At 64.2% G+C, this 15,242-nt stretch carries 15 protein-coding genes and 1 riboswitch; of the genes, 12 read left to right on the forward strand and 3 right to left on the reverse strand.

All coding sequences use genetic code 11. The features are described from left to right. Positions 1-30 precede the first annotated feature (30 nt). The 12 genes from dnaJ to radC all read left to right on the forward strand — a co-directional run bounded on the left by dnaJ (position 31) and on the right by radC (position 9,617). Positions 31-1,176 carry a molecular chaperone DnaJ gene (gene dnaJ, locus BLT75_RS13645; RefSeq protein ID WP_093032519.1) on the forward strand — a complete coding sequence of 382 codons (1,146 nt, stop codon included), beginning with the start codon at positions 31-33 and terminating at the stop codon, positions 1,174-1,176. A 139-nt stretch (positions 1,177-1,315) separates the two neighbouring features. Next, a riboswitch (TPP riboswitch) is annotated at positions 1,316-1,420 on the forward strand. A 44-nt stretch (positions 1,421-1,464) separates the two neighbouring features. After that, positions 1,465-2,268 (forward strand): bifunctional hydroxymethylpyrimidine kinase/phosphomethylpyrimidine kinase, encoded by an 804-nt coding sequence (gene thiD / locus BLT75_RS13650; protein ID WP_093032522.1) that lies wholly within the window; start codon positions 1,465-1,467, stop codon positions 2,266-2,268. Continuing rightward, positions 2,265-3,242 (forward strand): FAD-dependent oxidoreductase, encoded by a 978-nt coding sequence (locus BLT75_RS13655; RefSeq protein ID WP_093032526.1) that lies wholly within the window; start codon positions 2,265-2,267, stop codon positions 3,240-3,242. Before thiD ends, BLT75_RS13655 begins: the two co-directional genes overlap by 4 nt. Beyond that, on the forward strand, positions 3,226-3,420 hold the full coding sequence (gene thiS, locus BLT75_RS13660) for a sulfur carrier protein ThiS (protein ID WP_093032529.1): 195 nt from the start codon (positions 3,226-3,228) through the stop codon (positions 3,418-3,420). Before BLT75_RS13655 ends, thiS begins: the two co-directional genes overlap by 17 nt. 3 nt (positions 3,421-3,423) lie before the next feature. Continuing rightward, on the forward strand, positions 3,424-4,188 hold the full coding sequence (locus BLT75_RS13665) for a thiazole synthase (protein WP_093032539.1): 765 nt from the start codon (positions 3,424-3,426) through the stop codon (positions 4,186-4,188). After that, on the forward strand, positions 4,185-4,781 hold the full coding sequence (locus BLT75_RS13670; protein WP_093032542.1) for a thiamine phosphate synthase: 597 nt from the start codon (positions 4,185-4,187) through the stop codon (positions 4,779-4,781). The genes BLT75_RS13665 and BLT75_RS13670 overlap by 4 nt, the downstream gene beginning before the upstream one ends. Next, entirely contained in the window at positions 4,778-5,743 is a 966-nt protein-coding gene (locus BLT75_RS13675; RefSeq protein WP_093032554.1) for a ThiF family adenylyltransferase, read from the forward strand. Before BLT75_RS13670 ends, BLT75_RS13675 begins: the two co-directional genes overlap by 4 nt. Positions 5,744-5,756: 13 nt before the next feature. Further along, positions 5,757-6,692 carry an ABC transporter substrate-binding protein gene (locus tag BLT75_RS13680; protein WP_093032563.1) on the forward strand — a complete coding sequence of 312 codons (936 nt, stop codon included), beginning with the start codon at positions 5,757-5,759 and terminating at the stop codon, positions 6,690-6,692. After that, positions 6,689-7,369, forward strand: a complete 681-nt coding sequence (gene tenA, locus BLT75_RS13685) for a thiaminase II (RefSeq protein ID WP_093032565.1) — start codon at positions 6,689-6,691, stop codon at positions 7,367-7,369. Before BLT75_RS13680 ends, tenA begins: the two co-directional genes overlap by 4 nt. Then, complete coding sequence (locus tag BLT75_RS13690; protein ID WP_093032568.1) at positions 7,366-8,094, forward strand: ABC transporter ATP-binding protein; 729 nt, start codon at positions 7,366-7,368, stop codon at positions 8,092-8,094. Before tenA ends, BLT75_RS13690 begins: the two co-directional genes overlap by 4 nt. Then, a complete protein-coding gene (locus BLT75_RS13695; RefSeq protein WP_093032577.1) occupies positions 8,091-8,825 on the forward strand; it encodes an ABC transporter permease in 735 nt (244 codons plus the stop codon). The genes BLT75_RS13690 and BLT75_RS13695 overlap by 4 nt, the downstream gene beginning before the upstream one ends. Before the next feature lie 36 nt (positions 8,826-8,861). Then, complete coding sequence (radC, locus tag BLT75_RS13700) at positions 8,862-9,617, forward strand: RadC family protein (protein ID WP_425441139.1); 756 nt, start codon at positions 8,862-8,864, stop codon at positions 9,615-9,617. Between the two features lie 135 nt (positions 9,618-9,752). On the opposite strand, the gene BLT75_RS13705 is transcribed toward radC, so the two are convergent. The 3 genes from BLT75_RS13705 to secA all read right to left on the reverse strand — a co-directional run bounded on the left by BLT75_RS13705 (position 9,753) and on the right by secA (position 15,134). Next, positions 9,753-11,309 (reverse strand): substrate-binding domain-containing protein, encoded by a 1,557-nt coding sequence (locus BLT75_RS13705; RefSeq protein ID WP_093032579.1) that lies wholly within the window; start codon positions 11,307-11,309, stop codon positions 9,753-9,755. 24 nt (positions 11,310-11,333) lie between these two features. Further along, positions 11,334-12,329, reverse strand: coding sequence for a hypothetical protein (locus tag BLT75_RS13710; protein ID WP_093032580.1), 996 nt, complete (start codon positions 12,327-12,329; stop codon positions 11,334-11,336). A 99-nt stretch (positions 12,330-12,428) separates the two neighbouring features. Beyond that, a complete protein-coding gene (gene secA, locus BLT75_RS13715; protein ID WP_093032581.1) occupies positions 12,429-15,134 on the reverse strand; it encodes a preprotein translocase subunit SecA in 2,706 nt (901 codons plus the stop codon). Positions 15,135-15,242 lie beyond the last annotated feature (108 nt).

The following is a 15,242-nucleotide window of genomic DNA, read 5'->3' on the forward strand; positions in this document are numbered from 1 at the left end:
CCGCATTCGTTGAGGCAGAAGGAAAATCGGATGTCAAAACGCGACTATTACGACGTGCTCGGGGTGTCCAAGGGCGCGTCGGCGGACGAGATCAAGAAGGCCTTCCGCACCAAGGCCAAGGAATTGCACCCCGACCGGAACAAGGACAATCCGGACGCCGAGGCCAGGTTCAAGGAAGCGAACGAGGCTTACGACATTCTCAAGGACGCCGACAAAAAGGCGGCCTATGACCGGTACGGCCATGCCGCGTTTGAAAACGGCACCGGCGCGGGCGCGCGGCCGGGCGGCGGCTTCGGGTCCGGCGATTTCTCCAGCGCGTTCTCGGACGTGTTCGAGGATCTGTTCGGTGATTTCATGGGCCAGCGCGGCGGCGGCGGTGGCCGGCGCGCCGCGCGCGGGTCGGACCTGCGCTATAACCTGCGGGTCACGCTCGAGGATTCCTTCTCGGGCATGCAAAAGACGATCAATGTGCCCACCGCCGTCAGTTGTTCGGCCTGCGAAGGCACCGGCGCCGAGGGCGGGGTCGAACCCACCACCTGCCCGACCTGTTCGGGCATGGGCAAGGTGCGCGCGCAACAGGGGTTCTTTACCGTCGAACGGACCTGTCCCACCTGCTCGGGCCTCGGTCAGATCATCAAGAACCCGTGCAAATCCTGCCGCGGCGCGGGCCGGGTCGAAAAAGACCGCTCGCTCAGCGTGAACATTCCCGCCGGTGTCGAGACCGGCACCCGCATCCGCCTGGCTGGCGAGGGCGAGGCGGGGATGCGTGGCGGCCCGCCGGGCGATCTCTATATCTTTGTCGAGGTGACCAAGCACGATCTGTTCGAACGCGACGGTGTGAACCTCTATTGCCGGGTGCCGGTCAGCATGGCCAAGGCGGCGCTGGGCGGCGCCATCGAGGTGCCGACCATCGACGGCGGCCGGGGCCGGGTGCAGGTGCCCGCCGGCAGCCAGTCGGGCCGGCAGATGCGCCTGCGCGGCAAGGGTATGCCGGCGCTGCGAGGCGGCGGTATCGGCGACATGTTCATCGAACTGGCGGTGGAAACCCCGGTCAACCTGACCAGCAGGCAAAAGGACCTGCTGCGCGAGTTCGAGGAGCTGAGCGAGGACAACAATCCCGAGACCAAGAGCTTCTTCTCCTCGGTCAAGTCGTTCTGGGACGGGATGAAAGGGTAGGTGGCGCTGCCCTCGTCGCCGCGGGGCGGCGACTCCCCTGGAGTATTTTTGATAAGATGAAGACGGCAGGCGCGCGGGCGTCTGCCGTTTTTGTTTGAGATTTCCTCTTGATTGTCATTGCGTCACCTGAGATTGTGCGCGCCAACCGTTGGGGTGCCCCGTGTGGGGCTGAGAGGCGCGGATGCGTCAACCCATCGAACCTGATCCGGGCAATACCGGCGTAGGGAACGGTCTCGCACTTTCGGACGTTTTCCATGCCCCCGTTGCCCCTGAACCGGAGTAGCGGATATGGCGGCGATTGCCCTGACGATTGCGGGGTCCGACAGTGGCGGTGGCGCCGGTATCCAGGCCGACCTGAAGGCGATGTCGGCGCTGGGTGTCTATGGCGCCTCGGTGATCACGGCGGTGACCGCGCAGAACACATGCGCGGTGACGGCGGTACACGGCATCCCAACGCAGGTTATCCGGGCACAGATCGATGCGGTTCTGGATGATCTTGACGTAAAGGCGATCAAAATCGGCATGCTGGCGACGCCCGAGATCATCGGGGCCGTGGCCGATGCCATTGCCGGGTTTGACGGGCCCATCGTGCTGGACCCGGTGATGGTGGCGAAATCGGGTGATGCGCTTTTGGCCGAGGCGGCAGTGGCCAGCCTGGGCGACCGGCTCTTGCCGCGCGCGACCCTGTTGACGCCGAACCTGCCCGAGGCCGCGCGCCTGTTGCAGGAGACAGATGCCGACACGCCAGAGGATATGGCCACTCAGGCGCAGGCGTTGCTTGCCCTGGGGGCGGGGGCCGTGCTGATGAAGGGCGGGCACGGCCGGGGCACGGTGTGTCATGATTTGTTGGTGACACCGGCCGGAGTACTGGCCGAGTTCACCGCACCGCGCCGGGCAACGAAGAACACCCATGGCACCGGCTGTACGCTCAGTTCGGCGATTGCCGCCGGTCTGGCCAAAGGTCTGTCCCTGAAGAGCGCGGTGCAAGAGGCGCATACCTATCTGCAAGGTGCCATCGTGGCGGCGGATGGGTTGGGTGTGGGGCAGGGTCACGGCCCGGTGCATCATTTCCACCGGGTCTGGCCGGCATGATGCTCTGGTCGGTCATAGGTGCGGGGGTTGCCGGCCTGGCGGTCGCGACCGAGCTGGTCGCGCGCGGCGCACAGGTGCAGGTGTTCGATCCCTCCGGACCGCCCGGCCCGCATGGGTGCAGTTGGTGGGCAGGCGGCATGCTTGCCCCCTGGTGCGAGTATGAAAACGCCGAGGAGCCGGTTTTGCGCCTGGGCCAGCAGGCCATCGCATGGTGGGCGCAACACACTACCGTCACCCGGTGCGGCACACTGGTGGTGGCCAACCCGCGCGACTTGCCGGACCTGCGCCGCTTTGCCCGCCGGACCGAAGGGTTTGCCGAGGTCAATCACGCGGAAATTGCTCAGTTAGAGCCTGATCTTGCGTTCTTCTCCAAAGGCCTGTTTTTCCCGGACGAAGCGCATCTGGATCCGCGCCGCGCGCTCTCGGACCTTTATCGCGGCCTCATTGACAAGGGCGTCACCTTTCACTGCAAACCTGCCCCCACCGGGCTGGAGAACGCCATCGACTGCCGTGGCCTGCACGCGCGCGAGGTGCTGCATGACCTGCGCGGCGTCAAGGGCGAGATGCTGGTGATCCGCGCGCCAGATGTGGCTCTAACAAGGCCAGTTCGCCTGTTGCACCCACGCATGCCGCTTTATGTCGTGCCGCGCAGCGATCATGTCTACATGCTGGGCGCAACGATGATCGAGAGTGAGGACAGCGGCCGCATCACGGCGCGCTCGATGCTGGAACTTCTTAGCGCCGCCTATGCGCTGAACCCCGCTTTTGGCGAGGCCGAGGTGCTGGAAATCGGCGTCGATCTGCGCCCGGCCTTTCCCGACAACCTGCCGCGCATCCGGCGGCTGGGGCGGACGATCTATGCCAATGGCCTTTATCGCCACGGCTACCTGCTAGCGCCTGCGCTGGCGCAAGGGGTGGCCGACCTGGCGCTCAGCAACACACATACGGAGTTGGTCGATGAAGATCGTGCTTAACGGAGAATCGCGCGAGGTCGAGGCCGAAACCCTGGCCGCGCTGCTGTTGGAATGCGGCCTGACGGGTCGGGTGGCTACTGCCGTGAACGAAAGTTTCGTGCCCTCATCCCTGCGCGCGGGTCACCAGCTGAACGATGGCGACCGGGTCGAGGTTCTCGCCCCGATGCAGGGAGGCTGAGACATGCGTGCATTCTACGGAACTGAATTGCCGAACCCGCTGATGCTGGGCACCGCGCAATATCCCAGCCCCGCCATCTTGGAACAGGCGTTCCGCGTCAGCGGGGCGGGTGTGGCCACCGTGTCGCTGCGACGGGAATCCGGGGCGGGACAGACCTTCTGGTCGATGATTCGTGATCTGGGCGTGCTGATCCTGCCCAACACCGCCGGCTGCCACACGGTGAAAGAGGCGGTGACCACCGCCCATATGGCGCGCGAGGTGTTCGGCACGCCCTGGATCAAGCTAGAACTGATCGGCCATACCGACAGCCTGCAACCCGACGTGTTCCAACTGGTCGAGGCCGCGCGCATCCTGACCGACGACGGGTTCCAGGTGTTCCCCTATACCACCGACGACCTGATCGTCGGCGAACGGCTGCTGGCGGCGGGGTGCGAGGTGCTGATGCCCTGGGGCGCGCCCATCGGTTCGGGCCGGGGGCTGAACAACGAATATGCGCTGCGCGCGATGCGGGCCGAATTTCCCGATGTGCCGCTGGTGGTCGATGCGGGCATCGGTCTGCCCAGTCATGCCGCCCGCGCCATGGAGCTTGGCTATGACGCGGTTCTGCTCAACACCGCCGTGGCCCGCGCGGGCGACCCGGTGGATATGGCGCGCGCCATGGCGCTGGCCATCGAGGCCGGGCAACTGGCCCATCGCGCCGACCCGATCGAAGCGCGCGATATGGCCAGCGCTTCGACCCCTGTTATCGGAAAGGCTTTCCTGTCATGACGCTCGACCGGTTCTATCCGATCTTCGACCGTACCGACTGGCTGCGCCGGATGCTGCCGCTGGGGGTCCGGCTGGTGCAGCTTAGGATCAAGGACCAGCCCGACGCGCTGATCCGCGCCGAGATTGCCATCGCGCGCGACCTCTGCCGCGCGCATGGGGCGGTGCTGGTGGTCAACGACTATTGGGAGGCGGCCATCGACGCGGGCTGCGACTGGCTGCACCTGGGGCAAGAGGATCTGGATCAGGCCGACCTGCGCGCGATCCGCAAGGCAGGGTTGAAACTGGGCGTCTCCACCCATGACGATGACGAGTTGGAGCGAGTTCTGGGCATGGATCCCGACTATGTCGCGCTGGGTCCGGTCTATCCGACCATCCTGAAACAGATGAAATGGCACCAGCAGGGCCTGCCGCGTGTCACCGAGTGGAAGGCCCGCGTGGGAGCGATCCCGCTGGTCGGCATTGGCGGGATGAGCGTCGAGCGTGCGCCGGGCGTGTTGGCCGTCGGGGCCGATATCGTCTCGGTCGTCACCGACATTACCCTCAACCCCGACCCCGAGGCACGGGTGCGCCAGTGGATCGAGGTCACCCGATGAATCGCTATACCCGCCAGATGATGCTGCCGCAGGTCGGGACCGAGGGGCAGGCCCGGCTTGCCGCCGCCCGCGTGCTGGTGGTCGGCGCCGGTGGTCTCGCGGCCTCGGCGCTGCCCTTGCTCGCCGCCGCCGGGGTGGGGCGGATCGACATCTTCGACGGCGACCGGATCGAGCTGTCGAACCTGCACCGCCAGACGCTGTTCACCGAGGCGGATGTTGGCCGGGCCAAGGCCGAGGTCGCCGCCGAACGCTGTCGCGCGCTCAATTCGGAAAGTGTCCTGACCGGTACAAAACGGTCAATCACCCCGGAAAACGTGGTGCAAAACGGTCAAAACGCCGATCTGGTGCTGGATTGCGCCGACAGCTACGCCGCCAGCTATCTGCTCAGCGACACCTGTCTTGCGCTGGGCAAACCGCTGATCAGCGCCTCGGTTCTGGGGCTCGGCGGTTATGCCGGCGGCTTCTGCGGCGGGGCACCCAGCTTGCGCGCGGTTTTTCCCGACGCGCCAGATGGTACGGCCAGTTGCGCAACGGCTGGCGTGTTGGGGCCGGTTGTTTCCATATTAGGCTCTATACAGGCACAAATGGCGCTCTCGGTGCTTATGGGGCTGGCACCTTCGCCGCTGGGCCAGATAGTGCAGGTCGACGCGCAAACCTGGCGGAACAGCGCGTTCCGTTTCGACGACGCGCCAGAACCCGTGACCGCCTTCCGCTTTGTCGCGCCCTCGGAGCTGACGACCGAGGACCTCATTATTGAGTTGCGATCCGAGGACGAAGCGCCACGTCCTGCGCACCCATCCGCCCTGCGGATGACAACGCCCGAGATCACGATATCAGACACTAACAAAGGAAAAAGACTGGCTCTGTGTTGCGCCACCGGCCTTCGGGCCTGGCGCATGGCAGAGCGGTTGCAACCGGATTGGCCCGGTGAGATCGTCCTCGTCGCGGCCGCCACATCATGAAAGGAAACGCGACATGAAACACCTGGTAACCGCATTGGCGCTGCTGACCGCGACGCCCGCCTTGGCGCAGGACAAGATGACCCTGCTGCTGGACTGGTTCGTCAACCCCGATCACGGCCCTATCATCATCGCGCAGGAAAAGGGATATTTTGCGGAACAGGGTCTGGAGGTCGAGGTCGTCGCCCCGGCCGACCCATCGGCCCCGCCGCGCCTGGTGGCGGCCGGTCAGGCCGATCTGGCGGTCAGCTATCAGCCGCAACTGCACTTGCAAATCCACGAGGGGCTGCCCCTGAAACGCGTGGGTACGCTGGTCGCCACCCCGCTCAACTGCCTTCTGGTGCTCGAGGATGGCCCGATCAAATCGCCCGCCGACCTCAAGGGAAAGAAGATAGGCTTCTCGGTCGCCGGGGTCGAAGAGGCGATCCTGACCACGGTTCTGGGTAAATATGACGTTGCCCTGAGCGATGTCGAGATGATCAACGTCAACTTCTCGCTGTCGCCCGCGCTGATGAGTGGCCAGGTCGACGCAGTCATCGGGGCTTTCCGGAATTTCGAGTTGAATCAGATGGATATCGAAGGGGTGCAGGGCCGCTGCTTCTATATCGAGGAAGAGGGCGTGCCGTCCTATGACGAGCTGATCTATGTCGCCAATCCCGAGCGGATGGATGCCGACAAGATCGCGCGCTTCCTTGAGGCGACCGAGAAGGCGACGCAGTTCATCGTCAACAACCCGCAGGCCAGCTGGGAGATCTTCGCCGCCACCTCGCCCGAGTTGCAGGACGAACTGAACAAGCGCGCCTGGGCGGATACGCTGCCGCGTTTTTCCCTGCGCCCGGCCGGGTTCGACGCGGGCCGCTATGCCCGGTTCGAGAATTTCCTCAAGGACAGCGGGTTGATCGACAGCGTGAACCCGGTCTCGGCCATCACCATTGACGTGACCGCCGAATGACCGCTCCCGACTATGGCCGCGCCTTCGGGCGGATGCGCAGAGCGGCCGGCCAGCCGTGGCGGGACTACACCCGCCACGCCTTTGTCGAGGGGATGAAGGACGGGTCCCTGCCACGCAATGCATTCCTGCATTACCTGCGGCAGGACTACGTGTTCCTGATCCATTTCTCTCGCGCCTGGGCGCTGGCCGTGGTCAAGAGCGAAACCCATGCCGAGATGCTGGCCGCCGTCGCTACCGTCAACGCGCTGGTGGCCGAGGAAATGCAGCTCCATATCGGGGTGTGCGAGGCGTCGGGGATTTCGCGGGATGAGCTGTTTGCCACCCCGGAACGGCCCGAAAATCTGGCTTATACCCGCTTCGTGCTCGAGGCCGGGTACAGCGGCGACCTGGCCGATCTGCTGGCCGCACTGGCGCCCTGCGTCATGGGCTATGGCGAGATCGGCGCGCGACTGGTGGTCGAGGCGACCAGCGAGAGCTACAGGGGCTGGATCGACACCTATGCCGGATCCGAGTATCAATCCGCATGCAAGGCGGTCGGTGAATTGATGGATCAGGCCCTGACACGGCGAATTGGGGCGGATTTCGAATCCTCGCCGCGCTGGGAGCGTCTGTGCCGGACCTTTTGCACCGCGACCGAGCTCGAGGTCAACTTCTGGCAGATGGGACTGACCCCGTGACACCCGCCCCTGCCATCACCGTAACCGGCAGCGCCAGCATTGATGGCGCACCGCTTTTCGCGCCGCTGACACTGTCACTCAAGGCGGCGCGATGGACCTGCCTGCTGGGTGGGTCCGGCGTCGGCAAGTCGACAGTGCTGCGGCTGATCGCGGGGTTGGAAACGGGAGCGGAGTTTCATGGAACGATCACCGCTTCGGACGGCGCCCCTGTGATGGAACGGGTGGCCTATATGTCGCAGGATGACCTGCTCTTGCCCTGGGCGACGGTGGCGCAGAACATGGCGCTGGGCGCGCGGCTGCGTGGTGAACAGGTGGATCGCGCCCGGCTGGACGATCTGCTGCGCCGGGTTCGACTGTCCGACCATGCGGCCAAGCGCCCGGCAGAGCTTTCCGGCGGTCAGCGACAGCGGGTGGCGCTGGCGCGTACTCTGATGGAGGACAAGCCGGTGGTGCTGCTGGACGAGCCGTTCTCGGCGCTCGACGCGCGCACCCGTGCGGACATGCAGGAGCTTGCCGCCGAGCTGCTCGCCGGGCGGACGGTGCTGCTGGTAACTCATGACCCGGCCGAGGCGGCGCGGTTGGGCCATTCGATCCAGGTGATGACCGGCGGGGGGCTGACTCCGGTCGCTCCGCCGACCGCGCGGATGCCGCGCGCGGTGGATGATACCGAAACGCTGGAATGCCAAGGCGCGCTGATGCGGATGTTGCGGGAGGGCGGGCGATGACACGCTGGTTTCCGGCCCTTGCGGCAACGGTCTTTGCTCTCGCGATCTGGCAGTCTGTGGTAGGTCTCACAGACCTGCCGCGCTTTATCCTGCCCGGCCCTGTTCTGGTCGCTGAGACCTGGTGGCAGAACCGCTGGCTGATCGCCGAACATACGGCCGTGACGGCGCTGGAGGTCTTGATCGGCCTGGCCTGCGGTGCGGTGCTGGGTGTTGCGACCGCGCTGCAACTGGCCAGTTCCCGGATTGCACGGGTGCTGGTGCAGCCGATGCTTGTCTTTACCCAGGCGCTGCCGGTCTTTGCGCTGGCGCCGATCCTGACGCTGTGGCTCGGTTATGGCCTCTGGTCCAAGGTGGCGATGGCGGTTCTGATCATCTATTTCCCGATCACAGCGGCGTTTTTCGACGGGCTGATGCGCACGCCGGTGGGGTATCTGGACCTCGCCCGCACCATGCAGGCCAGCCCGCGCGCGGTTCTCTGGCATATCCGGGTGCCGGCGGCGCTGCCGCAGCTGGCCTCGGGCCTGCGGCTGGCCGCGGTCTATGCGCCGATCGGCGCGGTGATCGGGGAATGGGTGGGGGCTTCCAAAGGACTGGGTTACCTGATGCTCCTGGCCAATGGCCGGGCGAAAACCGACCTGATGTTCGCCGCCATGCTGACGCTGGGCGTTCTGTCGGTGCTGCTGCATCTGGCGATGCGGCGCGCGACACGGCGGATGGCGGGAGAGCGTTAACCTCTCGGAAACCGATTCTCTGCAAGGCTGCCGGCCATGCGCCAGCCAGGACTTTCCGAGGCCCCGATGCTGTTCGATATGGACGAAGCACCGGAGATGCCGCTGCCCTCGGGGCGGTTGCCGTCCTATATCCGGGACCACCGCAAGCGCCTGCGCGACCGGTTCATGGCAGGCGGGGCGACGGCGATGCCGGATTACGAACTGCTGGAACTGGTGCTGTTCCGCTCGATCCCGAGGCAGGACGTGAAACCGTTGGCTCGGCTGCTGCTGGACACGTTCGGCGACTTCAATCGGGTGCTCACGGCACCGGTGGAACGGCTGGCCGAGGTCAAGGGCGTGGGCGAGGCGGTGATCACCGATCTGAAGATCCTCGAGGCCAGCGCACACCGCATGGCGCGGGCGCGGGTGATGCAGCGGCAGGTGATTTCCAGCTGGGATGCACTGCTGGACTATTGCCACACCACCATGGCGCATCGCGAGACCGAGCAATTCCGGGTCTTCTACCTCGATCGCAAGAACGTCCTGATCGCGGATGAGGAGCAGGCGCGCGGTACGGTGGACCACGTGCCGGTCTATCCGCGCGAGGTGGCCAAACGCGCGCTGGAACTGAACGCCTCAGCCCTGATCCTGGTACACAATCACCCCTCGGGCGACCCTTCGCCCTCGCAGGCGGATATCGACATGACGATGCGCATCCGGGCGGCTTGCGAGGCTTTGGGGCTGACGTTGCATGACCACCTGATCATCGGCAAATCAGTGGAACTGAGTTTCCGGTCCGAAGGGTATTTGTAAGGCGCATCGCGAAAAGTGGAAACAGGACCTTTGCGAAAGGATGCCGCATGAAAAAGGGGGGCGCGCTGCTCCCGGCCAACAAAATTCGTCGAATTTTGTTGGCGCCCCCGGAGTATTTGGGAAAAGATTAAGGGATCAATTTACCCAGACTTCGACCCGGCGATTGACCTGGCGGCCCCATTCGCTGTCGTCGCAGGCCATGGGCAAGGCTTCGCCGAATGCGTCGACCGAAATATCGATTTTCCCGGGATCAAGGGTTTCGGCGGCCTCGAGCACCGCGTCGCGCACCGCTTCGGCCCGCTTCAGGGCGATACGGGCATTGCCCTGGGCTGGTCCTTCGCCATCACTGAATCCAAGGAACAGAAGGCGGCGCGCGTCGTAGGCGCCGCTTTCGAGCGCCTGTGCCAATTGCACGATATTGGTGCGAGACTGCGCATCGGGGCGCGAGGATCCGGTTTCGAACCGGAACGACAGGCTGAGCCGCTGCAGGCCCGATACTGTGGCGATCAGCCGTTGCAGTTCGGACAGGGGCACTTCTTCACCGGCGGCGGCAATGGCATTGGCCAGCCGGTTCCCCTGGGTGGCAATGGGGATGAGTTCCGGAGCTTGGTCTACGAAACCCGCCCGCCGGATCACGATCTGGGCTGCCGGGCTGCGCATATACGCAAGGAACTCGCGCGCAACCTTGGGCAGGCGGCGCGCAGGCATGTAGAGAAACATTGGCGAGTTGAGCGGGTAATCCTCGGTCTTGATGCTGCGGCGGGTGGCGGCCAGCGAGAAGCCGCAATCGCCCGTAAGGGTCAGCGGCCGCGCGGTGCCGGTTTCGGCAAAGCTCGCAATCCCGATTGCAAACGGATCAATGGTTACCGCGCGCGACAGCTCGCTCGAGCGGGCGTGGCGAATGACATCCGTGGGCAGCGTCTTGCCCACCGGTGCAAGCAGGCGATCCTCGACCGCCTGCACAAGGCCCGATCCGGAGGTGGGCAGGTGAAGGGCGATGGGCGCGTCGGGGCCACCGAGTTCGGCCCAATTGAGGATTTCACCGGCGAAAACGCGTGCGAGCATGGGCATGGAGATGCTCTGCACCGGGTTGGTCGGGGCGACGACGGGAACCATCGCATCGAGCGCCAGAACTCTGGATCGATTGTTGTCTGTCATGTCGCCAAGGCCGATTTCCAGTGCACGACGTCGTTCCTCGGGGCGGATTTCCCGCAGCGCCATCACCAGATCGGCCTCGTCGGCAAGAAGATCGGCAAAACCTTCGTCCGTGGTGGTGACACGAAAGGAAAATACCGCCTGCGGACGGGCCGGATCGTTCTGCATCAGGAAATAGCTGAACCGGGTGTCATCCTGCGATTCGCGCCGGGTCTGGTAACGGTTGCGCAAGGCAAAACCTTCGATCAGGGCGGGCAGCAGGACCTCGGCCATCGTGGAGGAGCCGCTGAGCGTCAGTTCGGCCACGTAATCGGTCAGGCTGGGGCAGGCAGGGCCGTCGCACGTCACGCCTGACCCGTCCACAGTCAGTTCTCCGTATCGCGTCTCGACACGATAGAATTCGCCATCGAAGCCCAGCAAGTTGCCGGTGATCTCGACCTTGCCGTCATGCGAGGTGAGCGTGATGTCCTGCGCACTGGCCGGGACCGCTGTTGCAAATGAAAGTGCGGCGAAAGCCGCCGCACGAAGCCAAATCATGGGATACCTGAAATTACCTGCGGATCACTTGGCGGCGATCTTCAGGTCTTCGACCAGATTATTCAACACCAGAAAATCGCCAGCGGCCGAACAATCCGGCATTGAGAAGACCAGATCATGAGTTGCAAGAGATCCGTCGCCGCGCAGTTCGAGCGACTGCGCGGAGATGTCGCGCCCGCAATTCCGTGCTGTCACCTCGGCTTCGATCGACAGTGCGATGCTGCCGGACCGGTCGCTGTCCGAAACGGGAAAGCTGTAGATCTCGGCCAATTGCGGGGCAAAGCTGTCTGGTTGGCCCAGCCGAGTCACCTGGCCCTGGCCTCCGGCATCGCCATCCGCCCAGACGTGGCCCGGTTCTCCGTAGGATGCTCCGAACTCACGGGCGTGCAGCTGGAAACCGGGGGCGCCCGACCACTGTATCGCGACCCGCGCCACCTGGTCGAAATCCTCGATCTCCGTCACCGCTACGGTCCCGCGGCCATTTTGAAAGGCCACCACAAATACCGCGCTGGCCGACATTGCCGGGACGTTGACAGCCAGGTTTCCGGCGTCATCAGTCGTATCGGTGAAGATCAGTCCGCTGTGATGCACGCTCACACGCTGGTTGCCGTAACAAGGTGCAGACACCGACAGTCGCGCGCTGGCCATGGGGGCCGGTACGGCCACCGCCTGCACTGCACAGCCCAGCCGAGGCTCCGAAGGGTCGGGCGGGGTTTCAGGCAGAACCTCGCCCTTTACCAGAAACGGGCTGGCCTGTTCCAGGGCGAGGGCGGGCAAGCGGACAGGCTGGTTCATCTCTATCGATGCGGCGGCAAGGGACAGGCCCACGGCGCGGGTCACAGCATGGTCTTCGGGCGCGATCGCGGTTTCGGGTTGCTGAACTGCCTGCTGAACCACGGATTGCCGCGGGGCCATCTGCCGCGCCTCGCGGGCGGCGTTTTGCTGCATCAGGAATCCGATCAGTGCCGCACAAAGCACGGTTCCGCCTGCTGTCAGGATCTTGCGACTCTTCTGCGCCATTTCCCCACTCCTCACCTGATAGACCGCGAGCAGTGTCGAAAACAAAGGCGGCCAAGATATGGCCGCCTGTGGGAGTCATTGTGTCAGCTCTGCCGGGTGTCAGGCCAGCCGGCCGTGGCAATGCTTGAACTTCTTTCCCGAGCCGCAGGGGCAGGGGTCGTTACGCGACGGATTGCCCCAGGTGTCCGGGTTGGTTTCGTCAAAACCCGGTCGCGCATCGCCTGATGCCTTGGCTTCGGCAATCTGCTCGGCACGCTGGCCGGCCTGCTGCGCTTGTGCCTGCTGGGCCATCATCTGGGCCATCATCTGGCGCTGTTCCTCTTCGGACAGCATGCGCACCCGCGACAGCTGTTGCGTCACGGTTTCGCGCAGACCGTCAAGAAGCCCTTCGAACAGCTGGAAGCTTTCGTTCTTGTACTCGTTCAGCGGGTCGCGCTGGGCATAGCCGCGGAATCCCACGACCGACCGCAGGTGTTCGAGCTTCAGCAGGTGTTCGCGCCATTTGCTGTCGATGGTCTGCAGCAGCACCTGCTTTTCGATGTTGCGCATGTTCTCGGATCCGAAATCGGCAGCCTTCTGCGCCATGAACTCGCCACTGGCCTTTACCAGTCGTTCGCGGATCTCGTCGTCGTCCACGCCCTCTTCGGCGGCCCATTCGATCACAGGCACGTCGATGCCCAGCTTCTCGATCACGGCGGCATACAGCCCCTCGGTGTTCCACTGGTCGGCATAGCTCTTGGGCGGCATGTATTCGTCGATCAGGTCGTCGATCACCTGTTCGCGCATGTCGGCCACGATCTCGGACAGATCCTCGGCCGCCATGATCTCGCGCCGCTGGCTGAAGATCACCTTGCGCTGATCGTTCATCACGTCGTCGAACTTCAGCACGTTCTTGCGCATGTCGAAGTTGCGGCCTTCGACCTTGGCCTGCGCGCGCTCCAGCGACTTGTTCACCCAAGGGTGAATGATTGCCTCGCCTTCCTTCATGCCCAGCGTCGTCAGCACCTTGTCGAGCCGCTCCGATCCGAAGATGCGCATCAGATCGTCTTCGAGGCTCAGGTAGAACACCGTGCGCCCGGGGTCGCCCTGACGGCCCGAGCGGCCGCGGAGCTGATTGTCGATGCGGCGGCTTTCGTGCCGTTCCGAGGCCATGACGAACAGGCCGCCGGCCTCCAGAACCTTCTGTTTCTCTTCAGCGTGCCGGGCCTCTTCCTGGGCACGCAGTTCGGCCGGGTCGGCATCGGGATTTTCGGCCAGCGCCTCCAGCACCTTCATCTCGACGTTGCCGCCCAGCTGGATATCGGTGCCGCGACCGGCCATGTTGGTAGCGATGGTCACCGCGCCGAACCGGCCCGCTTCGGCCACGATCTGTGCCTCGCGCTCGTGCTGGCGGGCGTTCAGGACGTTATGCGCGATGCCTTCCTTGCTCAGCATCTGGCTCAGCATCTCGGACTTCTCGATCGAGGTGGTGCCCAGCAGGACCGGCTGGCCCTTTTCATGTGCCTTCTTGGTCTCGGCGATCATGGCCGCGTATTTCTCGGTCGCCGTACGATAGACCTGGTCGTCCTCGTCCTTGCGCGCGATCGGTTTGTTGGTGGGCACCTCGACCACGCCCAGGCCATAGATCTCGGCGAATTCCTCGGCTTCGGTCAGCGCGGTGCCGGTCATGCCGGCCAACTTGTCGTAGAGCCGGAAATAGTTCTGGAAGGTCACGCTGGCCAGCGTCACGTTCTCGGGCTGGATCTGGACGTTTTCCTTGGCTTCGATAGCCTGATGCAGACCGTCCGACAGGCGGCGGCCCGGCATCATCCGGCCGGTGAATTCGTCGATCAGAATGACTTCGCCGTCGCGTACGATGTAGTCCTTGTCGCGCTGGAACAGCTTGTGCGCCCGCAGTCCCTGGTTGACGTGGTGCACGATGGTCGTGCTTTCGGGATCATAGAGCGACTGGCCCTCGGGCAGCAGGCCGCGCGCGACCAGTTGGGCCTCGAGGAACTCGTTGCCTTCATCGGTAAAGGTGACGTTGCGGGACTTTTCGTCCATCTCATAGTGACTGTCCGACAACGAAGGCAGCAGCGCGTCGATGGCGACATAAAGGTCGGAACGGTCCTGCGCCGGGCCCGAGATGATCAGCGGCGTGCGCGCCTCGTCGATCAGGATCGAGTCGACCTCGTCCACAATCGCGAAATTGTGATGCTTCTGGTATACCTCGTTCAGGTCGCCCTTCATGTTGTCGCGCAGATAGTCGAAACCCAGTTCGTTGTTGGTGGCATAGGTGATGTCGCTCCGATAGGCGGCCATCTTCTGGTCGTCGGGCTGGCCGGACCAGATCACGCCGGTGGTCATGCCGAGCGTCGCGAACACCTTGCCCATCCATTCCGAGTCGCGCTTGGCCAGGTATTCGTTCACCGTGACCACATGCACGCCCTTGCCGGTCAGCGCGTTCAGATAGGCCGGAAAGGTCGCGACCAGCGTTTTGCCCTCACCTGTCTTCATTTCCGAGATATTGCCCTGGTGCAGAAAGATGCCGCCCATCAGCTGCACATCAAAGGCGCGCAGCCCCAAAGCGCGCTTGGCGCCTTCGCGGCAGTTGGCGAACGCCTCGGGCAGAAGGTCATCCAGGCTTTCGCCTGCCAGCGCGCGTTTGCGCAGATCTTCGGTCTTTGCCTTCAGCCCGTCGTCGGACAGTTTGGCGAATTCCTCTTCCAGCGCGTTGATCCGGGCGACCAGCGGGCGGGTTGCCTTGATCTTGCGGTCGTTCGGTGTTCCGAACACCTTTTTGGCAAGCGTTCCAAGTCCCAGCATATGCACTCCAGCGGATCTGTTCTGTCATGGTTACGACAGGCTTGCCCGCCATGTGCGCAACCCATAGATACGGGGGGTGAAGGCGGTCCTGTCAAAGGCTTCAAGCGA

The organism is Ruegeria marina (genome assembly GCF_900101475.1).
GTDB classification, from domain to species: Bacteria; Pseudomonadota; Alphaproteobacteria; order Rhodobacterales; family Rhodobacteraceae; genus Ruegeria_B; species Ruegeria_B marina.

Coding starts and splice junctions, on each gene's coding strand:
- BLT75_RS13695 (WP_093032577.1), top strand. CDS start 8,091: ATGACACGCTGGTTTCCGGCCCTTGCGGCAACGGTCTTTGCTCTCGCG.
- tenA (WP_093032565.1), top strand. CDS start 6,689: ATGACCGCTCCCGACTATGGCCGCGCCTTCGGGCGGATGCGCAGAGCG.
- BLT75_RS13710 (WP_093032580.1), bottom strand. CDS start 12,329: ATGGCGCAGAAGAGTCGCAAGATCCTGACAGCAGGCGGAACCGTGCTT.
- BLT75_RS13665 (WP_093032539.1), top strand. CDS start 3,424: ATGCGTGCATTCTACGGAACTGAATTGCCGAACCCGCTGATGCTGGGC.
- BLT75_RS13655 (WP_093032526.1), top strand. CDS start 2,265: ATGATGCTCTGGTCGGTCATAGGTGCGGGGGTTGCCGGCCTGGCGGTC.
- secA (WP_093032581.1), bottom strand. CDS start 15,134: ATGCTGGGACTTGGAACGCTTGCCAAAAAGGTGTTCGGAACACCGAAC.
- BLT75_RS13670 (WP_093032542.1), top strand. CDS start 4,185: ATGACGCTCGACCGGTTCTATCCGATCTTCGACCGTACCGACTGGCTG.
- BLT75_RS13680 (WP_093032563.1), top strand. CDS start 5,757: ATGAAACACCTGGTAACCGCATTGGCGCTGCTGACCGCGACGCCCGCC.
- radC (WP_425441139.1), top strand. CDS start 8,862: ATGCGCCAGCCAGGACTTTCCGAGGCCCCGATGCTGTTCGATATGGAC.
- thiS (WP_093032529.1), top strand. CDS start 3,226: ATGAAGATCGTGCTTAACGGAGAATCGCGCGAGGTCGAGGCCGAAACC.
- dnaJ (WP_093032519.1), top strand. CDS start 31: ATGTCAAAACGCGACTATTACGACGTGCTCGGGGTGTCCAAGGGCGCG.
- thiD (WP_093032522.1), top strand. CDS start 1,465: ATGGCGGCGATTGCCCTGACGATTGCGGGGTCCGACAGTGGCGGTGGC.
- BLT75_RS13675 (WP_093032554.1), top strand. CDS start 4,778: ATGAATCGCTATACCCGCCAGATGATGCTGCCGCAGGTCGGGACCGAG.
- BLT75_RS13705 (WP_093032579.1), bottom strand. CDS start 11,309: ATGATTTGGCTTCGTGCGGCGGCTTTCGCCGCACTTTCATTTGCAACA.